The sequence below is a fragment of the uncultured Tateyamaria sp. genome, assembly GCF_947503385.1.
GTDB lineage: Bacteria > Pseudomonadota > Alphaproteobacteria > Rhodobacterales > Rhodobacteraceae > Tateyamaria.
In genome coordinates this window covers 885368-906240 of record NZ_CANNDO010000001.1, presented here as the reverse complement: position 1 = coordinate 906240, position 20873 = coordinate 885368, and the positions used below count along the sequence as shown (strand labels likewise).

The window sequence follows — 20873 nt, the reverse complement described above, 5'->3', positions numbered from 1 at the left end:
TCACAACGCCGATACGCCGTCAATCACCAAAGCTGTAGCGGTGCAATTGCGCGCCATTGGCCCGCAACCATTGACGTGGTTCGGCATAGGGGCCGTGAATGCGCTCCACCTCGGCCCAAAACCGGGGACTGTGGTTCATCTGCGCCAGATGCGCGACCTCATGGGCCGCCACATAGTCCAGCACGCGCGGCGGCGCGAGGATCAACCGCCATGAATACATCAGCCGCCCCGATGACGAACACGACCCCCAACGGGACCGTGTATCGCGCAAGGACAAGCCGGAATAGCTGCGACCCGCCCGTGCGGCATAATGGTCCGAGGCGGCTGCCAACGTGTCCCGCGCCCGCGCCTTGAGGTAGCCCGCCACCCGCGGTCCCATGGCCTCTGGCGCACCCGGCACCATGAGCACATCGCCGTCCAGTCGCACCGACCGTCCCTTGCCGGGCGCCAGCGTCACGGTCTGCCCGGCAACGGGCAGCACCGCGCCCGGTGCCATGGCGACCGTGGCCGCGCGCCCGTCCAGATGTTTGCGAATCCAAGGCTCTTTCTGCGCAGCAAAGGCCAGCGCTTCGGCCTCTGCCACGTGGCGCGGCAGCGTCACCGTGACCCGCCCATCCACCTGACTGACGCGCAACGTGATGCGCCGCGCGCGCGCTGATGGCCGCAGGATCAGGGGGATATCGGGATCGCCTTGAAGAACGTGGCTGCTCATCCCATCTCCCAACAGCTGCCTAAGCCTTTGACTCCACCTTTCGCTTATGGCACTTGCCCAGAATCGTCGCAATATCACCGCGACCAAACGGGGCGGTTTCGCCCCGCCACCCGACGCAAAAGGATGATCCATGCCCAAGGAAGAATGGGGAACAAAACGCCGCTGCCCCACCACCGGCAAGCGCTTTTACGACATGAACCGCTCGCCCATCGTGAGCCCCTACACGGGTGATGTCGTCGAGCTGGACAGCTCCAAGACCCGCATGATTGCCGCCGACGCCGCAGATGCCGCCACCACCAAAGCCAAGGTGGCAACCGCCGCCGAAGGCGAAGATCAGGTGATCGACGATGATGATGACGTCGAGGTCGAACTGGACGACGATCTGCTGGATGACGACGAAGAAGAGGACACAGTTCCCCTCGAGGAATTGGCCGACGTCGCAGCCGATGATGACGACTCCTGAATTCGGCTTTTGAACATGCCGCGGCGGGGTCGGTTTTCGCTTGATCCCGCTGGGCAAAGCGCCTAATCACCGCGCACGGTCGGCAACGGCCACCAAGGATGGGGCATTAGCTCAGCTGGGAGAGCGCCTGCATGGCATGCAGGAGGTCAGCGGTTCGATCCCGCTATGCTCCACCATCCCCACACTGTTGATTGCCGTTCACGCTCTGCTTCGGCGTCAGGCGCCGACTGACGGGCACCTGCATCGCAGGCACCCTGAGACGGCGGTCAGGCCTCCTATGCTCCACCATCCCGACACTCCGGATAACGGTCATCGCATCGGGACGGCGCCTGTCGTTGACTGACGCGGAACCGCACCAAATGCCCCACAATCTGCCAAATTCCCGCCCCAATGGCACAGCACTCTGACCGCAGAAACGAAAAACGGGACAGACCATGACTGACAGCAAACCAACCCTCATCTGGGCACTCTACCTCGCCGGGATCGCGGCCGTGCTCACGCCGTTCATCGCAATCGTCTTTGCCTATATGTGGAAAGGGACGGCCGGCGCTGACGCCCGCGCCGAATATGAAACACAAATCCGGGTCTTCTGGCGCTGCGGCATGGGCTGGCTGGCGGCCTTTGTTTTGATGGCCGTATCGCTGACCATAGAGCTTCAGTACGACGCCGCCGGTGTCGCCACCGAAAGCGGTATCCCTACGTTCTTTGCCATTGGCCTGCTGGTCGCCATCGCAACGCAGCTTTGGTTCACCGTGCGCGCGCTCGTCGGGCTGATCAAATGCTTTATGAAGCCGTCCGCACCCATGGCAACGGCCTGATATGAAAAAGGCGGGGCCTGTCCGGCCCCGCCTCCTTCATGCATACGGGCGTTGCCCCGGTCAGACTTTGCCTTTCCACGGGATCAGCCAGTTTTCCAGCGCCCGCATCCCGACTTCGATGGCAAAACCAATGATACCGATGATGATGATGCCGACGATGATGATATCGGTCAGCTGGAACTTGGACGCCGTCACGATCATCTTGCCGAGACCCACATTCGCCGCGACCAGCTCTGCCGCGACAACCGTGCCCCAACAGACCCCCATCGCCACCCGCGCGCCGGTAAAGATGTCCGGCAAAGAGTTTGGCACGATCACCTTGGACAGAATCTGCCACTTGGACGCGCCCAGCGAATAGGCTGCGTGGACCTTGGAAATGGCGACGCCTGACACACCGGATCGCGCCGCAATGATCATGATCCACAAAGCCGCAAGGAACAGCAGAACCACCTTGCCGACCTCACCAATCCCAAACCAGATGATGATCAGCGGGATAAGGGCAAGCGGCGGAATGGGCCGCATGAATTCCACGATCGGGTCAAACCACCCGCGCGCCCAGCCCGTAAGGCCCATTGCATAACCAATCGGTACACCAACGACGGCCCCGATCAGAAAACCCAGCACAACGCGTTTCAGCGAATACCAAGTGTGTTCAAGCAGGGTATAGCCCTGATACCCCTCTTGGTTCAGCCAGATAAAGCGCTGGAACACCACTTCGGGCGCGGGCAGGTACAGCCGCGCCATGCGCAGTCCCACCGCAGGCTCAAAGGTCGGCGTGCCTTTGTCCGTCAGACCAATCGTGCCTTCGGGCACCTTGATCTTGTCGCCGGGCGCAACGGGCTGCCCGTTGATGGCCACGACGGTTGAGCCATCGCGCTTGGACACTTCGTCGTTGGACCAGACATTGATGACCTTGAACGAATAGCGGGCCACCGTGAGCCCGTCATTCTTGGCAAACCCTTCGCCGGGTTCCACCTCTGGTGCGTCGGGTTCGCGGCCCGGATTGCCCTCCGCATCCAGCGTTTGCTGGATATCCTCGCGGTAGACGCGCATGGTTACGGTCGCATCGTCGCTTGTACCGTCCTCCAGTTGCGCGGTGTAGGTAAAGCTCATGTCACCCGAAAACGGGCCCGGAAATTTTGGCAGTGGAATCGCCGAATTGGTAAAGGCCACCCACAGCCAGAACACGGTGATGACCGACACAACCGACGCGACCCGGTTGGCCGTAATCGCACTTTCGTCGCCAAAGGTGACGGTCTTGAGCTTGTTGAAACCCTTCTTCTCGAACGCACTTTTGAACACAATGCGTGCCAGATAGAACGACCCAAAAAACGCGCCCACATAGAGCGCAAGGACAAGTAAACCGGTCATGCGCTTTCCTCCGTGCGGCCCATAATCTCTTCTTCCATGTTCCAGATCATCTCGAGGATTTCCTCGCGTGTCGGCGCGTATTCGGGATCCTTTTTAACCTCGCGCAGATCATTGCCCACGCCCATGTCCGCAAAGGGCAAGCGGTATTCCTTGTGCACCCGACCGGGCCGTGGAGCCATGACCAACAGACGTTCCCCCAGCAGCAGTGCCTCTTCGACAGAGTGGGTGATCAGGATGATCGTCTTGCCCGTGTCTTTCCACAGGTCGAGCACGAGGCTCTGCATTTTTTCACGGGTCAGTGCATCCAGCGCGCCCAGCGGTTCGTCCATCAGGATCACGTCCGGGTCATTGGCCAGACAGCGGGCCAAAGCCACACGCTGCTGCATCCCTCCAGAGAGTTCGTATACCGCCTTTTCCTTGAAATCCTGAAGACCGACGACGTCGAGCAGGTGTTCCACGTTTTCCTTGCTCTCAGCGCGGCTCATGCCCTTCATATCAGGGCCAAAACTCACATTGTCCCGCACGCTCATCCATTCGAACAGCGCGCCTTGCTGAAACACCATCCCACGCTCGGGGCCGGGGCCATGGACCACTTCGTCTTCCAGCATTATCTGGCCTTCGGTCGGGGCCAAAAAGCCCGCAACGATATTCAAAAGCGTGGTCTTGCCACAGCCCGAGGGGCCAAGCACACTCATCAATTCGCCGGACTTGATGTCCAGCGTCACGTTTTTCAGCGCCTGAACGTGACCGCCATTGGGCAGGTCAAAGCGCATCGAAATATCTTTTATGAGAAGTTCGGACACGGGGGTCCCCCTCTTGCCAGGGTGGGCCGCTCTGATGCCAGAGCGAAAAAAGGGTGGGCGCGTTCAAGTCGCGCCCACCCCGAAAGTCCGTGATTACTTGGCGTCTGTCAGAGGCTCAGCGTTCACGTTGTCTGCATAGGATGCTTTGGCCGCGTCGATGGAACCGGCTGCCACAAAGACGTCTGCAACGCCTTTCATAAAGGTCGCAGCGTTGCCGCCCAGCCAGCTTGAGCCCAGCTGTTCGTCGACTGTCGGGAACACGAATGTGGACAGGGTCGATGCCGCATCTTCTTCGGACATACCCGCATCCTTGGCGATCACCGGCAGCATTTTCGCGTGGTTGGATTCGTCCGCCCACATCGCGTTTGCTTCGGCTGTCACGGCGAGGAACTGCGACACCAGTTCGCCTTCTTCGGCGACGAAAGATGTCGGCGCGGTTGTCGCGTCAAACACCAGAATGCCCAGCTCGGTTTTCTCGGCGCCGGTCAGCAACACGTTGCCGGACCCCAGCATACGACGCAGCGCGCCACCCCAGCCACAGGCCATGTCGACGGCACCCTGGCTCAGCGCTGCTTCGCCTTCGGCAGGTGCCATGTCCACGATGTCGAGGCTGTCGAGGGAGACGTTGAAGTGCTCCATCTGCTTGAGGAAACCGTAATGCGCGGCTGTCCCCAGCGGCACGGCCACTTTCTTGCCGGCCAGTTCGGCTGCGCTGTCCTTGTCGATCTCCAGATCGGCGCGCACAACGCAGTTGTCGTTGTCCGCATAGGACACGGCCACGTCAAGCACCTGAAGGTCCTGACCCGCGGATGTTGCAACCACGAAGGGCGGGATGCCCTGGCTCACCGACAACTGCACGTCGCCAGACGCCATCGCCGCGGACATCGCGGTGCCAGTGTCAAAGCTCACCCAGTTGATCTTGGTGCCCATGGCTTCTTCGTACATGCCTGTTTCTTTGGCAAACTGGAACGGCATCGGCCATTCGAGGAAGTAGGCGACGGTGATCTCGCCGCCGTGGCCTGCGGCCACTGCGCCTTGTGCACCGGCCAGCATCGCCGTCGCTGCAACCGCACCCATCAGCTTGGTTTTGAAAGTCATAGTGTTTCTCCCGTGTTATTGCGCAGGTTACCCCCACGCATCGATCTTAGCGGGCGGTGTCCCGCCTCTGTCGGGCCGCGTTTTCGCGGCGCTGGCCGGATCGGAGCCGATAATGCCCGCCGTTTCAACGCAAAAACGCGTATGGCCGCACAATTTGGCTCAGCCAACACTGGCATGAAGATTCGCGAAAACCAGCGCATCTGCCTGAAAAACAGGACATTTCGGCGCAATTCCCGTGTTGCGACCGGGGTTGACCCCATCAACTGGCTTTACTTACGGGGCAAATCTGGCCCTACTTACATGACCAGATTCTAGGCGATTGTGTGCCGCAGCGCTGATCTTGGCCCCTGAATTCGTGGGCAAGCGCGTATCCTTAGGAAAGGTCAGGACAATGATGGACGGGACGTTCAACGAAAACGATATCAGCCGTGTGATCGAGGCGGACCGCGCCAACGTCTGGCATCACCTCATCCAGCACCAGCCATTCTTTACCGGTGCCGACCCCAAGATCATCGTCGAGGGGAAGGGTCTGCGCGTTTGGGACCAAAAAGGGATCGAACATATCGACGCCGTATCGGGCGGTGTCTGGACCGTAAATGTGGGCTATGGCCGCGAATCCATGGGCGATGCCGTGCGCGATGCCATCGTGAAGATGAACTTTTTTGGCGGCACCGTCGGTTCAATCCCCGGCGCGCTTTTTGCCGAAAAACTGCTGACCAAGATGCCGGGCCTCAGCCGCGTCTACTATGCCAACTCCGGTTCCGAGGCGAATGAGAAGGCATTCAAGCTGGTGCGCCAGATTGCGCACAAGAAATACGGCGGCAAAAAGCACAAGATCCTCTACCGCGACCGCGACTACCACGGCTCCACCCTCGCCACGATGTCCGCGGGCGGGCAGGACGAACGCAACGCGCAATACGGCCCCTTTGCCCCCGGTTTCATTCGCGTTCCCCACTGCATGGAGTACCGCAAGCACGAACAGGACGGCGCGCCCGAACAGAATTACGGCGAATGGGCCGCGGATCAGATCGAACAGGTCATCCTGCGCGAAGGCCCCGACACCGTGGGTGCCCTCTGCCTTGAGCCTGTCACCGCAGGCGGCGGCGTGATCGAAGCACCGGACGGCTACTGGCCGCGCGTTCAGGAAATCTGCAAGAAATACGACATCCTGCTTCATATCGACGAGGTTGTGTGCGGGATCGGGCGCACCGGCACGTGGTTCGGCTACCAGCATTACGGCATCCAGCCTGACATGGTGTCGATGGCCAAAGGCGTTGCCTCGGGTTACGCCGCTATCTCGTGCCTCGCCACGACCGAAGCGGTGTTTGATCTGTTCAAGGACGACGCGTCGGACCACCTGAATTACTTCCGCGACATCTCCACCTTTGGCGGCTGCACCGCAGGCCCGGCGGCAGCGCTGGAGAATATGCGGATCATCGAGGACGAAGACCTGCTGGGCAACACCATTGCGATGGGTGACTACATGCTCGACAAGCTGGCGGAGTTGAAAGACAAGCACGCCGTGATCGGTGACGTGCGTGGCAAGGGCCTGTTTCTCGGTGCCGAACTGGTCGCTGACCGCGACACCAAGGAACCGGCAGCCGAAGCGATGGTACAGGCGGTGGTCAAGGATTGCATGGGGCAGGCTGTCATCATTGGCGCCACGAACCGTTCGATCCCGACGCGCAACAACACGCTGTGTTTCTCGCCCGCCTTGATCGCGACCAAAGACGACATCAACCAGATCGTCGACGCAGTGGACGGCGCCCTGACCCGCGTATTCGGCTAAGGCGTACGCCACACCGGCAAATGGATAGGCCGCCATGCACATGGCGGCTTGGACCCAAAAAACGCAACTCCGTCTTGGTAGCGTCTGCATGTAGTGTCTATCAGGGCGCACGCTGTGATACGGGCACTCCGCCGACGTTCCGGCGTCGGGTGCAAGCGCTGGGTCCGGGCACGATGCCCCTTGGCATCGTTTCAGATGAATCCCTGCTGTGAATGAACCAAGATGAATTGCAGCTTGCCGACCGGGCAACGGTATTTCTTACGCACTGTCCCCGGGTCGTCCGCCCGCATCATATGGCGTCCGACAGAAATGTGATGAGCGACCTTACGCGATAGGGCAGCCGTTCCCGCGATGGATACGCGAGGACGATTTCCTGTGGTTCTACTTCGAAAGTCGTGAGAATAGGGACCAGTTTTCCCGCAGCGATGCCATTGCTGAAATAGTTTTCCGCAAGCCGCGCAAGGCCAAGACCCGCCTCACAGGCGGCAGCGAGGGCCACACCATTGTTGCTTGACCATCTGGTGCTCACTTTGACCTCATAGGGGGCCGCGCCCTCGCAGAACATCCATCGCTGGCCCGTCGCCGCCAGACAGGCATGTTGGGTCAACTGACTGGGATGCCCGGGTGGCTCATGCTCTGCCAGATAGTTCGGCGATGCGCAGACCATCATGCGACGGGCTCCGATTTTTCGCACCACCAGATCAGGGTCGGCGGGCATCCCATGACGGATTGCAAGGTCGAACCCCTCGCGCACCAGATCCACGCGCCGATCGGTTATGTCCAGTTCGATTTCCACATGTGGATGCTGTGCCGCAAAGGCTGCCAACTGGCGGCTGACCCACGTTTCCGCAAACAGACCGCCCGCTGCAATGCGCAGCCTGCCTTTGACAAGGTTTTGCTGCTCAGCAAGGTCCGCCTCCAGTGTGTCAATGTCATCAAGTATGGCTGTCGCCCGCTCAAAATAGCGCGCGCCGATGTCCGTAAGGTTCACGCTGCGCGTCGTACGATGCAACAAACGGACGCCCAACCGCGCCTCAAGATCAGCAACCCGCCTGCTGACGAACGAGGCCGATACACCAAGCGCCTCGCTGGCGCGGGTAAAGCCGCCTTCGCTCACAACCGCACAAAATTCTGCAAGCCCATCCAAGTGACGCATTATTTTTCCTGAGCAATAATCCTTGAACTATTTACCGCCTTAATCTGTCTCTCGGCAATGGATAGCTTTCTCTCATCAGACAAACGCACACCAAACAAGGAAGCACACCATGTCCACACAACCGCAAACCGTAGCCGAAATTGCTGCTACGCTGTTCGACCGTTACCGCGCACAGGACGTGCCGGCGATGATCGAGATGTTCGAACCTGAAGGCATCGTTGAATACGTACCATTTGCTCTTGCTGGTCCTGTCGAACAGGTCGGGCCCGGCAGTTGGGGCGTCCTGATCGACAGCTTCCCCAACCTGTCGAACACGGTGCATTCGATCACGGCAGATGCCAGTGGCCGCAAGGCGTACGTCGATGTCGATGTGTCCGGCACTCAAGAGAAAGAGGCATTTGGCGTTCCGAGCCGGGGACATGCCTACACCGTCCGTCACCTGTTTGTCTTGGACACAAACGATGACGGCAAGATCACGCACATGACCGCATTCTGGGACAACGTCGATTGGTTCCGCCAATTGGGCAAAACGACCATCGACTGAAACCGAACCCCCTCAAAACGCAGATAAACCCACAAGGCACACCCCATGACCAACCCTCGTATCCTCATCGTTCTGACATCTCACGATCAACTCGGCGATACCGGCGAAAAAACCGGTTTCTGGCTGGAAGAATTCGCCGCCCCCTACTACGTGTTCCGCGACGCGGGCGCAGAGGTCACGCTGGCCTCGGTCGCAGGTGGACAGCCTCCGGTCGATCCCAAAAGCGCGCTGCCGGAATGGCAATCGGATCAGACGCGTCGCTTTGACGCCGACACCGCCGCCCGCAAGGCTTTGGGCAACACGACACCAATTGCCAACATCGACGCCGGTGACTTTGACGCAGTCTTTTTCCCCGGCGGGCACGGACCAATGTGGGACTTTCCCGGCAACCAGACATTGGCGCATTTGATCGAGGCCTTTGACGAAGAGGGCAAACCGGTTGGCGCAGTCTGTCATGGCCCGGTGGCCCTTGTCGCCGCGCGAAAGGCAGATGGAACGCCTTTGGTTGCAGGGAAAACCGTCAGCGCCTTCACCAATGGCGAAGAAGACGCTGTCGGGCTAAGTGACGTCGTCCCGTTCCTGCTGGAAGATCGGTTGCGCGCACTTGGGGCCACAATCCGCAACGGCAAGGACTTTGCCGTCAACGTGGTTACGGACGGCAATCTGGTGACCGGCCAAAATCCGCAATCCTCTGCCGAAGGCGCGCGCGGCATCCTCGCGCTGCTGAACCAAGCATAACCTCACGCAAATTCAGTCAGGACATCCCATGTCACATGTCGCCACAGTTGCTCCACAGACCCGTGCATTTTCCCCGATCCACACAGGCGTGTTGGCGGGGCTGGTGGCCGCGGTAATCTGGGGTGCCTACCTTTCTCTGTCGAGGGCCGGTGTCGCGTCCGGGCTGGACGGGTTCGATGTGGCCTTTTTGCGCTACGCCGTGGCGGGTCCTGTCATGGGGCTGGCCTGGGTCGCATTCAAATCCGGACAGCGCCCAGCCCTGCACCCGGGACAAGCCGTGGCGGTGGCCCTTCTCTTGGGCCCGCCGTTTGTGTTGCTCAGTGTTGGCGGCTACGCATATGCGCCGCTGGCGCATGGCGCAGTCATCCTGCCCGCAACGCTGACGCTTGCTGGCTTCATTTTGGCACGGGTCTTTCTTGGGCAGCGGTTGTCCTTGGGACAGATCATCGGAGCGACCGCCATCTTGTCGGGTCTGGTTCTGATCGCAGGTCCAACCGTGCTTACGGGCTCCGCCTTGGCATTGCGCGGAGACGCGATGTTCGTTTTGGCAGGACTGTTCTGGGCGGGCTTCAGTGTCTTGCAGCAAAGGTGGAAGCTGAATGCGGTCGACGTCACGCTGGTTGTGTCGCTGGCAGGACTGGTGAGCGTTGTTCCGGCCTATCTTGTGCTCAGAGGACCAGAGGTATTGCTTGCCCTGCCGGCATCTATGCTTGCCACGCAGATTGTTGTGCAAGGCACCCTGTCCGGGATCATTGCAATGATTGCATTTGCTCAGGCCGTCAAACTGCTGGGGGCCGCAAAAGCTGCGACTTTCCCCGCGCTGGTTCCGGGTTTTGCACTATTGATCGGCATACCCCTGACGATGGAGATACCAGGCCCCCTGCAAGTTGCGGGACTGGCTGTTGTCGCGCTTGGCCTTCTTGTTGCGCTGACAGTGAGACGGTCGGAACCTGCAAGCGCATGATGATGGCTCAGTTGGCCGTCGCCGCGTTACGTGCGCCCGTTTTTGCAGCTTTTCAGAATGGTAGATTAACAGCCCGCGCAGCATCGGACGCCCTTTGCGAAAGCAACCAAACCCTCACCCTAACCGGTGCAACACGTTCCGTGTAACCAACTGGCACATGTGTGGTGTAAGGTTGAAACATCACGTGCGCTTGCGCGTACGATCCAAAAATGATACGTATTGTCTCATTAAGTGATGAATTGGTAAATCCGCCCAATGGGGTTTCAACTGCGCTTAATGCCAGTTTGCGGTTCACTTATATCCAGTGTAAGCTCGCTACATGGCGCTTCCTGTCGAAACATTCTTTCTCCAGCCTCACCATCAGGGCACGCTGCAAAATCAGGTGCAGCAGATGGTGGCGCATGGCATTCTATCAGGTCGCTTTGGCGCAGGGGAAAAGCTGCCGTCGACCCGCAAGCTGGCCGCGCATCTGGGCATCAGCCGCATAACTGTCACGCTCGCCTACACCGAGCTTGTCGCGTCTGACTACCTCGTGTCGCGGGGACGTTCGGGCTATTTCGTTTCGGGCAATGCACCCGTTCCACCGGTCTTTCGCCCACAGACCACCACCGAAGATGCAGTGGACTGGACCCGTGCCATAGGACAACGCTTTGCCGGTGGTGTCACGCTGAGCAAGCCGCAAGACTGGGCGCGCTACAAATATCCGTTCATCTATGGTCAGACCGACCCGCAATTGTTCGACCATACCAACTGGCGGCAATGTGCATTGCAGGCGCTGGGACAACGCGATTTTGCCTCGCTCACCTCCGATTACTTTGACCAGGACGACCCGCAGCTGATCGAATTTATTCAGCGCAACACCTTGCCCCGCCGCGGCATCGCCGCCAGCAGTGATCAGATCCTGATCACCCTTGGTGCCCAGAATGCCCTGTGGCTGGCCGCCCAAGTGCTGCTGACGCAACGCCGGACCGCCGCGTTTGAGGACCCATGCTACCCCGCGTTGCGGGATATCCTGACCCAGTCGCGATGTCATATGGTGCCGGTGCGCGTGGACGGAGACGGGCTGCCCCCGGATGGATTGCCGCCTGAGACGGACGTGATTTTCTGCACTCCCAGCCACCAATGCCCGACCACCGCCACGATGCCCATGACGCGCAGGCAGGCGCTGCTGGACAAGGCGGCAGAGCTGGATGCGCTGATTGTCGAGGACGACTACGAGTTCGAGATGTCCTTTCTCGAACCGCCCTCCCCCGCGCTCAAATCCATGGATCAGGATGGGCGCGTGATCTATGTGGGCAGCTTTTCCAAGTCGCTCTTTCCGGGATTGCGGCTGGGGTATCTGGTGGGGTCGGAGCCGTTTGTGCGCGAGGCGCGGGCGCTCCGCACCTCTGTTCTGCGGCACCCGCCGGGGCACATCCAGCGCACCGCGGCCTATTTCCTGTCGATGGGCCATTATGATGCGCAGATTCGCAAGATGAGCGCGGCCCTTCAGGCCCGGCGGGAGGCGATGCAGGCGGCCATTGACGTCGCAGGGTTAAGCGTGGCGGGCATGGGTGCCTTTGGCGGGTCATCCTTTTGGATGCGCGCGCCGCAAGGCGTGGATACGGTCGAACGAGCCAAAGCGCTTGAGGCACGCAGCGTGCTGATCGAACCGGGTCACGCGTTCTTTGCGGGCGACGCGCCGCCGCGCAATTTCTACCGGCTTGGATACTCATCCATTCCGCACACACGTATTGCCGATGGGCTTAGCATTGTACGAGACGTCCTGAACGCCTGATCTGGCCTTAAATCGACTTTTGTTCTGGCCCTAACGCACACGCCCCCAGCCCTATAGGTTGGCGCGAATCCTCACACTGGGCGAATCATCGCCCCCTATCGGAGTGCTCCACATGAAAATGACGACCGAAGAAGCCTTTGTGAAATGCCTCCAGCGTCACGGCATTGAACACGCGTTCGGGATCATCGGTTCGGCCATGATGCCGATCTCTGATCTGTTCCCGGCTGCTGGGATCAAATTCTGGGACTGCGCCCACGAAGGCTCTGCCGGCTTCATGTCCGATGGCTTCACCCGCGCCACCGGCAAAGTGTCGATGATGATCGCGCAAAACGGCCCCGGCATCACCAACTTCGTCACCGCCGTTAAAACTGCATACTGGAATCATACGCCCCTGCTTTTGGTGACCCCGCAGGCCGCGAACAAGACCATCGGTCAGGGCGGTTTTCAGGAAGTCGAGCAGATGAAACTTTTCGAAGACATGGTCGCCTATCAGGAAGAGGTGCGTGACCCCACCCGCGTGGTCGAAGTGCTTACACGCGTCATCAGTCAGGCCAAGCGCCTGTCCGGCCCCGCACAGCTGAACATTCCGCGCGACTTCTGGACGCAAATAATCGATGTCGAGATTGTCGACCCGATCGAATTCGAAGTGTCCCCGGGCGGCGAAAACTCGGTCAAGGACGCGGCCAAACTGCTGTCCGAAGCCAAGAATCCGGTGATCCTGAACGGTGCGGGTGTTGTCCTGTCCGACGGCGGCATCGACGCCTCCATGGCGCTGGCCGAACGGCTGACTGCGCCGGTTTGCGTGGGCTACCAGCACAACGACGCCTTTCCCGGCTCGCACCCGCTGTTTGCTGGCCCGCTCGGCTACAACGGCTCCAAGGCGGGCATGGAATTGATCAACGGCGCGGATGTGGTCCTGTGCCTTGGCACACGGCTCAACCCGTTCTCGACCCTGCCGGGCTATGGCATCGACTACTGGCCGACAGACGCCAAGATCATTCAGGTCGACATCAACCCCAACCGCATTGGCCTGACCAAGAAGGTCACTGTGGGCATCGTGGGTGATGCGGCCAAAGTGGCCAATGGCATCCTCGCCAACCTGTCCGACGACGCGGGCGACGCAGGCCGTGACGAGCGCAAGAACAAGATTGCGCAGACAAAATCGGCGTGGAAGCAGCAACTGGCGTCCATGGACCACGAGGACGACGATCCCGGCACCACATGGAACCAGCGCGCCCGCGCGGACAAGCCCGACTGGATGAGCCCCCGTATGGCGTGGCGCGCGATCCAGTCCGCCCTGCCCCGCGAGGCCATCATCAGCTCGGACATCGGCAACAACTGCGCCATCGGCAACGCCTACCCGGACTTTGACGCGGGTCGCAAATACCTCGCACCCGGCCTCTTTGGTCCCTGCGGCTACGGCCTGCCCGCCATCGTCGGCGCCAAGATCGGCCAGCCGGATGTGCCGGTTGTCGGTTTTGCCGGGGACGGTGCCTTTGGTATCGCGGTCAACGAACTGACGGCCATCGGTCGCGGTGACTGGCCGCCGGTCACGCAGATCGTGTTCCGCAACTACCAGTGGGGTGCGGAAAAGCGGAACTCGACCCTGTGGTTCGACGATAACTTTGTCGGCACCGAGTTGGATGAAGAGGTGTCCTATGCCGGGATCGCACGGGCCTGTGGCCTCGAAGGTGTCGCGGTCAAGGGCATGGAGGAACTGACCGCCGCCCTGAACAAGGCCATCGACGACCAGATGAACCACGGCAAGACCACGCTGATCGAGGTGCTGCTGAACCAGGAACTGGGCGAGCCTTTCCGCCGCGACGCGATGAAAAAACCGGTGTCGGTTGCGGGTATCTCCAAGGATGACATGCGTCCCCAAGACGCGGCGTAATCCGATAGACATGGATCAGGGGCAGGCTAGGCTTGCCCCTGATTTTGTATTTTGACCAGAGGCGGTATTAACGTGCCCCAATCCTTTCTGTCTGACGCCGTGGCCGTACCGCCTGCGCACATCATCGAGATGGCGCAAAAGGCCCCCAGCCCACGCGTGGCCATCGCCCGCGCGGGCGCACCATTGCCGATGCTGGCCGCAAAAGAAGCGACCGAGGCAAACATGATGGTGCCCGTCTTTACCGGCGAGCGGCACATGATCGAGGACGAGGCCGCCAAGCTCGACTGGGACATTTCCGGGTATGAGATCATCGAGGCCGAGGGCGAGGCCGCGTCAGGCATGGCCGCGGCGCTGGCCTGCGGTGAGGGCCGTGCAGATGTCCTGATGAAGGGGCAACTCCATACGGATGCATTCATGAAAGCCGCCGTGTCTCGCGATGCGGGCCTGCGGACGGGCCGCCGCTTTGTCCACATCTTTCACATCACGACGCCTGACGGCACCGGGTCCATCACGATCTCGGACGCTGCGGTGAACGTGGACCCGAACATCGACACCCGCAAGGACGCGACGGGCGAGGTCGTCAAGCTGCTGCACAAGCTAGGCAACGCGCGCCCCAAGGTCGCGTTCCTGTCCGCCACCGAAAGCGCGATACCGTCGGTCCCCTCCTCGATGGAAGCGGACGAGCTTTGCACCTGGGCCAAAGAGAACATAGACGGCGCGGATTTCTCCGGCCCGCTGGCCTTTGACCTGATCATGTCGCCCAAATCCGTCGCCGCGAAAAAGCTGACCGACGACCCCGTCGCAGGTCAGGCCGACGCGATCATCGTACCGGACATCGTGTCGGGCAACGGGCTGTTCAAATCCTTTGTCTACCTCGCCGGCGGGTGTGCGGGGGGCATCGTAATGGGTGCCAAGGTGCCGATCCTCCTGACATCGCGGGCCGATCCGGCGGCGGCACGGCTGTCCTCCATCGCGCTCGGCGCGATCATGGCAGCCACATGATCCTCGTCGTCAATGCAGGCTCGTCCTCCATCAAGGTGGGCGTGTTCACGACCGACCTGACCGAAGTGATGGCAGGGCAGGTCAGCGGCATTGGCGGCGCGCTTGCACATCTCACACTTGGGACCGAGGACCAGAATGTCGCCGCGCCGGATCACGACGCGGCCCTCGTGATGATCCTCGACAGCCTCGCCCGGCAAGGGATCGAGGCTAGCGCATTGACCGCCGGTGCGCACCGGGTGGTACATGGTGGCACGTCACTCGTTGAACCCTGCGCGGTAGACGACACCGTGATTGCAGGGATCGAAGCCGCCACGCCGCTTGCCCCGCTGCACAACCCCAACAACCTCGCTGGTATCCGCGCGCTGCAAGCGCTGGCACCGAACCTGCCGCAATATGCAAGCTTCGGCACGGCCTTCCACGCCCATCAACCAGAAGTCGCGACGACCTACGCCCTGCCCAAGGAGGCCCGGTCAATGGGCATCCGGCGCTATGGGTTCCACGGCCTCAGCTATGCATGGATTGTCACGCAATTCGGCGATGCCTTGCCCGAACGCCTGCTCGCGTTTCACCTCGGCTCCGGCGCATCGCTTTGCGCGATCCACAAGGGCGTCTCCGTTGCTACCTCCATGGGCTACTCGCCGCTGGATGGGCTGACCATGGGCACCCGGTCCGGAGCCATAGACGGCATGGCCGTGCTGCGCCTTGCCGAGATCTACGGTGCCGAAGAAGCCGGTCGCCTGCTGAACAAGGAAAGCGGGCTCAAGGGTTTGGGTGGAAGCAACGATATGCGCCTTCTCCTCGCCGCCGACACGGATGCAGCCCGGCTCGCCGTCGACCATTTCTGCTATTGGGCCGCGCGCCATGCCGGCTCTGCTATTGTTGCCATGGGCGGGCTGGATGCCATCGCCTTTACTGGCGGCATAGGCGAGAACGCAGCTCCCATACGGGACCGAATAGTCAAGCATCTTGCGCTTTTTGGTGACGTGCCGGTGCATGTGGTCAAAGCTGACGAAGAACGACAAATCGCGAACGATGCCCTCGCGTGCATGAAAGGAGCCACCTGATGCCCAAGGACCAACCGACGATTGACCTGTCGCCCAAGGTGTCAGACGAGGTGCGCAAGACGACGTGCTACATGTGTGCCTGTCGCTGCGGCATCAACGTCCACATGAAGGACGGCGAGGTCGCCTATATCGAGGGCAACAAAGACCACCCGGTGAACAAAGGCGTGCTCTGCGCCAAGGGGTCGGCGGGCATCATGCAGGTCAACGCGCCGTCGCGGCTTCGCGCGCCGCTGAAACGTGTGGGGCCGCGCGGGTCAGGCGAATTCGAGGAAATAAGCTGGGACGAGGCGCTGGAAATCGCCACTGACTGGCTGGCTCCGATCCGCAAGGATGATCCGTCAAAGCTCGCGTTTTTCACAGGCCGTGACCAATCGCAGAGCTTTACCAGCTTCTTTGCCCAGAACTTTGGCACGCCCAACTACGCGGCCCATGGCGGCTTTTGCTCGGTCAACATGGCCGCGGCAGGCATCTATACAATGGGCGGCGCGTTCTGGGAGTTTGGCCAACCTGACTGGGATCACACCAAACTCTTTGTCCTCTTTGGCGTCGCCGAGGATCACGACAGCAACCCGATCAAGATGGGTATCGGCAAGATCAAGGCCCGCGGCGCGCGCGTCGTTGGCGTGAACCCGATCCGCACCGGCTACAACGCTGTTGCGGACGACTGGTTTGGCATTACCCCCGGCACGGACGGTTTGCTGATCCTGTCCATCGTGCATTGCCTGATGAAAGCCGGGCGCATTGATCTGGACTATCTCGCGCGGTTCACCAACGCGCCTTGTTTCGTGAATGGCGACGAAAAGTCGCCTGAATTCGGTCTGCTCTTGCGCGACGACGCGGGCAAGGAACTGGTGATGGACCGCGCCGCGGGCAAGCTGACCCCGTTCGACCAAAAGGGTGTGAAGCCGGATCTGTCGGCCACCTACCGCCACGCGGGCGTGACCCACCGCACTGTCATGCACCACATGGCCGAGCGTTACCTGCAAGACGAATACACCCCCGAAGCCGTCGCTGACCGTGTTGGCATTCCCGCCCCCCGCATCCGCGCCCTCGCCGCTGAAATTGCGCGCACCGCTTTCGAAGAAGCGTTCGAGTTAGATCAGGAATGGACCGACTTCCGCGGTGAGACGCACAAGACCATGACCGGGCGGCCTGTGTCGTTCCACTCCATGCGCGGGATTTCAGCGCACGCCAACGGGTTCCAGACCTGCCGCGCGCTGCACGTGCTGCAAATAATTCTCGGCACGGTCGAGGTGCCGGGCGGCTTCCGCTTCAAACCGCCCTACCCCAAACCTGCAACCGCCCACCCCAAACCGCATTGCGGCGTCACACCCGCCGCACCTCTGGACGGCCCGCATCTGGGCTTTGTTCACGGTCCCGACGATCTGGCACTCAAAGAGGACGGCACGCCCGCCCGCATCGACAAGGCCTTCACATGGGAAAACCCGATGTCGGCGCACGGGCTGATGCACATGGTCATATCGAACGCCCATGCAGGTGACCCGTACAAGATCGACACGTTGTTCATGTATATGGCCAACATGTCGTGGAACTCGTCCATGAACACGCGCGGCGTGATCGACATGCTGACGGATCAGGACGAAGAGGGCGAATATGTCATCCCACGCATTATCTATTCGGATGCGTATAGTTCCGAAATGGTCGCCTATGCGGACCTGATTCTACCGGACACCACCTATCTGGAACGGCACGACTGCATCTCACTGCTCGACCGTCCCATCTGCGAGGCCGACGCGGCGGCGGACGCGATCCGCTGGCCCGTGATCGAACCCGACCGCGACGTGCGGGGGTTCCAGTCGGTGCTCTGTGATCTGGGCGCGCGGCTGGGTCTTCCGGGTTTCACCAACGAGGACGGCAGCCAGAAATATGCCGACTACGGCGATTACATCGTCAACCACCAGCGCAAACCGGGCATCGGTCCTCTCGCCGGATGGCGGATGAGCGACAAGGGGCTGACAAACGGACGTGGCGACGTGAACGAAGGCCAGCTTGACAGCTATATCAACAATGGCGGCTTCTGGGTCGGTCACATCCCGGACGAGGCGCTGTATTACAAGCCATGGAACAGCGCATATCAGGACTGGGCGGTGGAACTTGGCCTGTTTGACAGCCCGCAGCCTTACCTCTTCTCACTCTATGTCGAGCCGATGCGCCGGTTCCAACTGGCCGCCGAAGGGCATGGGGACCGCCAGCCGCCCGAACACCTGCGCGCGCGCATCCTTGAAACGATGGACCCGCTGCCGATCTGGTACGACCCCGCCCCCGACAACCGGGCCGAGGCCTACCCGATCACGGCGCTGACCCAACGGCCCATGGCGATGTACCACTCGTGGGGTTCGCAGAACGCATGGCTGCGGCAGTTGCACGGCCACAACCCGCTTTATGTGCCCACGAATCTGATGCGCCTGCACGGTCTGACAGACGGCGATTGGGCGCGCGTGATCTCACCGCATGGCGAGATCACTGTGCCTGTTCTCGAAATGGCAGCACTCAACCCCAACACCGTTTGGACGTGGAACGCGATCGGCAAACGCAAGGGCGCATGGGCGTTGGACGAAGACGCGCCCGAAGCCACCCGCGGTTTCCTGCTGAACCACCTGATCCACGAACTGCTCCCGCCCAAAGGCGACGGGCTGCGCTGGTCGAATTCCGATCCGATCACCGGACAGGCCGCTTGGTTTGACCTCAAGGTGCGCATCGAAAAGGCAGACGCCCCAGCCGAAAGCCAACCCAGCCTCGCACCTATCAAGTCGCCGGTGGGCAAAGGGCCGTCCAAACTGTCCTGGAAGGTCGGCAAATGACGGGTATCCAGAAAACCCTGCTCGCCATTGCGGCCTTTGTCGCCATCGCCGTCGGCACGTTCGTGTACTTCATCGCCAACTGGGACGCGACCAGAACGCAACCGATCGGCGCGACAGACAACGCGCCCGCCTTCTTCTCTTTCCAAATACTCCGGGGTCTGGGGCAGCGCCCCAGTCCTGCCCTCACAATGAGGACAATCGCATGACCACATTGCCCCAAACCACCGAACGCAAACTCGGCCTCGTCATCGACCTCGACACCTGCGTTGGCTGCCACGCCTGCGTGATCTCGTGCAAAGGCTGGAATACCGAAAATTACGGCGCGCCCCTGTCGGACACCGACGCCTATGGCGGCGATCCGTCCGGCACCTTCCTCAACCGCGTGCACAGTTACGAGGTACAGCCCGAAGCAGGCGCGGCACAGTTGATCCACTTCCCCAAGTCCTGTCTGCATTGCGAGGACGCGCCCTGCGTCACCGTCTGCCCCACCGGGGCCAGCTACAAGCGGGTCGAAGACGGGATTGTGCTGGTCAACGAAACGGACTGCATTGGCTGCGGCCTGTGTGCATGGGCCTGCCCCTACGGCGCGCGCGAAATGGACGCGGTCGAAAAGGTGATGAAAAAATGCACCCTCTGCGTGGACCGCATCTATAACGAAAACCTGCCCGAAGAAGACCGTGAACCGGCCTGCGTGCGCACCTGCCCCGCGGGCGCGCGCCACTTTGGCGACTTTGCGGACCCCGACAGCAACGTGTCCAAACTGACCGCCGAGCGTGGCGGGATGGAACTGATGCCGGAACAGGGCACCAAACCCGTCAACCGCTACCTGCCGCCACGGCCCAAGGACACGATCGAAACCGATCAGATCGACATTCTGGCCCCCTACCTCGCGCCCGTCGCCGAAGAAGCGACAGGCTTTCTCGGCTGGCTCGACAAGACATTGGAGAAGCTCTGATGCATCCCGCACCGTCCGTTATCTTCTTCACTGTCTTTTCCGGCATCGGTTTTGGTCTGCTGTTCTTTCTCGGCCTTGGCATTCCGGCCGTGACCGGCTGGACCGCCTTCGCCTTCTTTGTCATTGCCTATCTCTGCGCGGTGGGCGGTCTGATCTCCTCCACCTTTCACCTCGGCCACCCGGAACGGGCGCTCAAGGCATTCACCCAATGGCGTAGCTCGTGGCTGAGCCGCGAAGGCTGGTGCGCAGTGATTGCTCTGATCCTCATGGGGCTTTACGGCGCGGGGCTTGTGTTCTTCGGCCAACACTGGGGGTTGATCGGGTTTCTCGGCTCAGTGTTCTCGGTGCTGACCGTATTCACCACGTCGATGATCTACACTCAGCTCAAGACCATCCCACGCTGGAACACCCCCCTGACACCGGCCATGTTCATGTCCTTCTCACTGTCGGGTGGCGCGCTGCTGGCCGGACAGACCACTTGGGCGATGGTCCTTATCGCCATTGCCGCAGCGATCCAGATCGTGCTGTGGATGCAGGGCGATGGCGCGCTGGCGGGCTCGGGCACTGACCTTGCCACCGCCACGGGGCTGGGCACGGGCGGCAGCGTCCGCGCGTTTGAGCCGCCACATACCGGCACGAATTACCTGCTCAAGGAATTTGCCTACACCGTGGGCCGCAAGCACAGTCAAAAGCTGCGGATCATATCAATCGGCCTGTTCGCCGTGCTGCCGGTTGTGCTGCTGCTTTTGCCATTCTCGCACTTCATCGCGCTGTTGGCTGTGGCCAGCCACGTGGCCGGCGCGCTGGCGGCCCGCTGGCTGTTCTTTGCAGAGGCCGAGCATGTGGTCGGCCTCTACTACGGCAAACGCTGAAGCGTGGGGTGGGCAACATTGCCCACCGCCA

19 protein-coding genes and 1 tRNA gene are annotated in these 20873 nt (G+C 61.1%); 15 read left to right on the top strand and 5 right to left on the bottom strand.

Features of this window, described 5'->3' with window-relative positions; genetic code table 11:
• Window positions 1–19: 19 nt before the first annotated feature.
• A complete protein-coding gene (locus Q1A85_RS04465; protein ID WP_299685658.1) occupies window positions 20–712 on the bottom strand; it encodes a SprT family zinc-dependent metalloprotease in 693 nt (230 codons plus the stop codon).
• 130 nt (window positions 713–842) lie between these two features.
• Here Q1A85_RS04465 and Q1A85_RS04460 point away from each other — a divergent pair, with 130 nt between their 5' ends.
• From Q1A85_RS04460 to Q1A85_RS04450, 3 genes are all read left to right on the top strand, one after another.
• On the top strand, window positions 843–1175 hold the full coding sequence (locus Q1A85_RS04460; RefSeq protein WP_299685655.1) for a TIGR02300 family protein: 333 nt from the start codon (window positions 843–845) through the stop codon (window positions 1173–1175).
• Between the two features lie 100 nt (window positions 1176–1275).
• Window positions 1276–1351: transfer RNA gene (locus Q1A85_RS04455), tRNA-Ala, on the top strand.
• A gap of 258 nt (window positions 1352–1609) precedes the next feature.
• Window positions 1610–1993: a hypothetical protein gene (locus Q1A85_RS04450; RefSeq protein ID WP_299685652.1), complete on the top strand. Its 384-nt coding sequence runs from the start codon at window positions 1610–1612 to the stop codon at window positions 1991–1993.
• A 60-nt stretch (window positions 1994–2053) separates the two neighbouring features.
• Here Q1A85_RS04450 and Q1A85_RS04445 read toward each other — a convergent pair whose 3' ends face one another.
• From Q1A85_RS04445 to Q1A85_RS04435, 3 genes are all read right to left on the bottom strand, one after another.
• Window positions 2054–3364 carry an ABC transporter permease subunit gene (locus Q1A85_RS04445; protein ID WP_299685649.1) on the bottom strand — a complete coding sequence of 437 codons (1311 nt, stop codon included), beginning with the start codon at window positions 3362–3364 and terminating at the stop codon, window positions 2054–2056.
• Window positions 3361–4167, bottom strand: coding sequence for an ABC transporter ATP-binding protein (locus Q1A85_RS04440; protein ID WP_299685646.1), 807 nt, complete (start codon window positions 4165–4167; stop codon window positions 3361–3363). The genes Q1A85_RS04445 and Q1A85_RS04440 overlap by 4 nt, the downstream gene beginning before the upstream one ends.
• Before the next feature lie 93 nt (window positions 4168–4260).
• The gene (locus tag Q1A85_RS04435) at window positions 4261–5265 is read right to left on the bottom strand and encodes an ABC transporter substrate-binding protein (protein ID WP_299685643.1); all 1005 of its coding nucleotides are present in this window, start codon (window positions 5263–5265) and stop codon (window positions 4261–4263) included.
• Between the two features lie 394 nt (window positions 5266–5659).
• On the opposite strand from Q1A85_RS04435, the gene Q1A85_RS04430 reads away from it, so the two are divergent.
• Window positions 5660–7054: an aminotransferase class III-fold pyridoxal phosphate-dependent enzyme gene (locus Q1A85_RS04430; protein ID WP_299686344.1), complete on the top strand. Its 1395-nt coding sequence runs from the start codon at window positions 5660–5662 to the stop codon at window positions 7052–7054.
• Window positions 7055–7343: 289 nt separating this feature from the next.
• Here Q1A85_RS04430 and Q1A85_RS04425 read toward each other — a convergent pair whose 3' ends face one another.
• Window positions 7344–8210 carry a LysR family transcriptional regulator gene (locus tag Q1A85_RS04425; RefSeq protein WP_299685640.1) on the bottom strand — a complete coding sequence of 289 codons (867 nt, stop codon included), beginning with the start codon at window positions 8208–8210 and terminating at the stop codon, window positions 7344–7346.
• A 109-nt stretch (window positions 8211–8319) separates the two neighbouring features.
• Here Q1A85_RS04425 and Q1A85_RS04420 point away from each other — a divergent pair, with 109 nt between their 5' ends.
• The 11 genes from Q1A85_RS04420 (at window position 8320) to Q1A85_RS04370 (ending at window position 20842) form a co-directional block, all read left to right on the top strand.
• Window positions 8320–8754, top strand: a complete 435-nt coding sequence (locus Q1A85_RS04420) for an ester cyclase (protein ID WP_299685637.1) — start codon at window positions 8320–8322, stop codon at window positions 8752–8754.
• A gap of 45 nt (window positions 8755–8799) precedes the next feature.
• Entirely contained in the window at window positions 8800–9492 is a 693-nt protein-coding gene (locus tag Q1A85_RS04415) for a type 1 glutamine amidotransferase domain-containing protein (protein ID WP_299685633.1), read from the top strand.
• Window positions 9493–9520: 28 nt separating this feature from the next.
• On the top strand, window positions 9521–10456 hold the full coding sequence (locus tag Q1A85_RS04410) for a DMT family transporter (protein WP_299685630.1): 936 nt from the start codon (window positions 9521–9523) through the stop codon (window positions 10454–10456).
• Window positions 10457–10775: 319 nt separating this feature from the next.
• A complete protein-coding gene (locus tag Q1A85_RS04405; RefSeq protein WP_299685626.1) occupies window positions 10776–12233 on the top strand; it encodes a PLP-dependent aminotransferase family protein in 1458 nt (485 codons plus the stop codon).
• 112 nt (window positions 12234–12345) lie between these two features.
• Window positions 12346–14127 (top strand): sulfoacetaldehyde acetyltransferase, encoded by a 1782-nt coding sequence (xsc, locus tag Q1A85_RS04400; protein WP_299685623.1) that lies wholly within the window; start codon window positions 12346–12348, stop codon window positions 14125–14127.
• Between the two features lie 72 nt (window positions 14128–14199).
• Window positions 14200–15129: a phosphate acyltransferase gene (locus tag Q1A85_RS04395; protein ID WP_366140554.1), complete on the top strand. Its 930-nt coding sequence runs from the start codon at window positions 14200–14202 to the stop codon at window positions 15127–15129.
• Window positions 15126–16193: an acetate kinase gene (locus tag Q1A85_RS04390; protein WP_299685620.1), complete on the top strand. Its 1068-nt coding sequence runs from the start codon at window positions 15126–15128 to the stop codon at window positions 16191–16193. The genes Q1A85_RS04395 and Q1A85_RS04390 overlap by 4 nt, the downstream gene beginning before the upstream one ends.
• Window positions 16193–19015 carry a molybdopterin oxidoreductase family protein gene (locus Q1A85_RS04385; protein ID WP_299685617.1) on the top strand — a complete coding sequence of 941 codons (2823 nt, stop codon included), beginning with the start codon at window positions 16193–16195 and terminating at the stop codon, window positions 19013–19015. Before Q1A85_RS04390 ends, Q1A85_RS04385 begins: the two co-directional genes overlap by 1 nt.
• On the top strand, window positions 19012–19221 hold the full coding sequence (locus tag Q1A85_RS04380) for a hypothetical protein (RefSeq protein WP_299685614.1): 210 nt from the start codon (window positions 19012–19014) through the stop codon (window positions 19219–19221). The genes Q1A85_RS04385 and Q1A85_RS04380 overlap by 4 nt, the downstream gene beginning before the upstream one ends.
• Entirely contained in the window at window positions 19218–19970 is a 753-nt protein-coding gene (locus Q1A85_RS04375) for a 4Fe-4S dicluster domain-containing protein (protein WP_299685611.1), read from the top strand. The genes Q1A85_RS04380 and Q1A85_RS04375 overlap by 4 nt, the downstream gene beginning before the upstream one ends.
• Window positions 19970–20842 (top strand): DmsC/YnfH family molybdoenzyme membrane anchor subunit, encoded by an 873-nt coding sequence (locus tag Q1A85_RS04370; protein WP_299685608.1) that lies wholly within the window; start codon window positions 19970–19972, stop codon window positions 20840–20842. The genes Q1A85_RS04375 and Q1A85_RS04370 overlap by 1 nt, the downstream gene beginning before the upstream one ends.
• Window positions 20843–20873 lie beyond the last annotated feature (31 nt).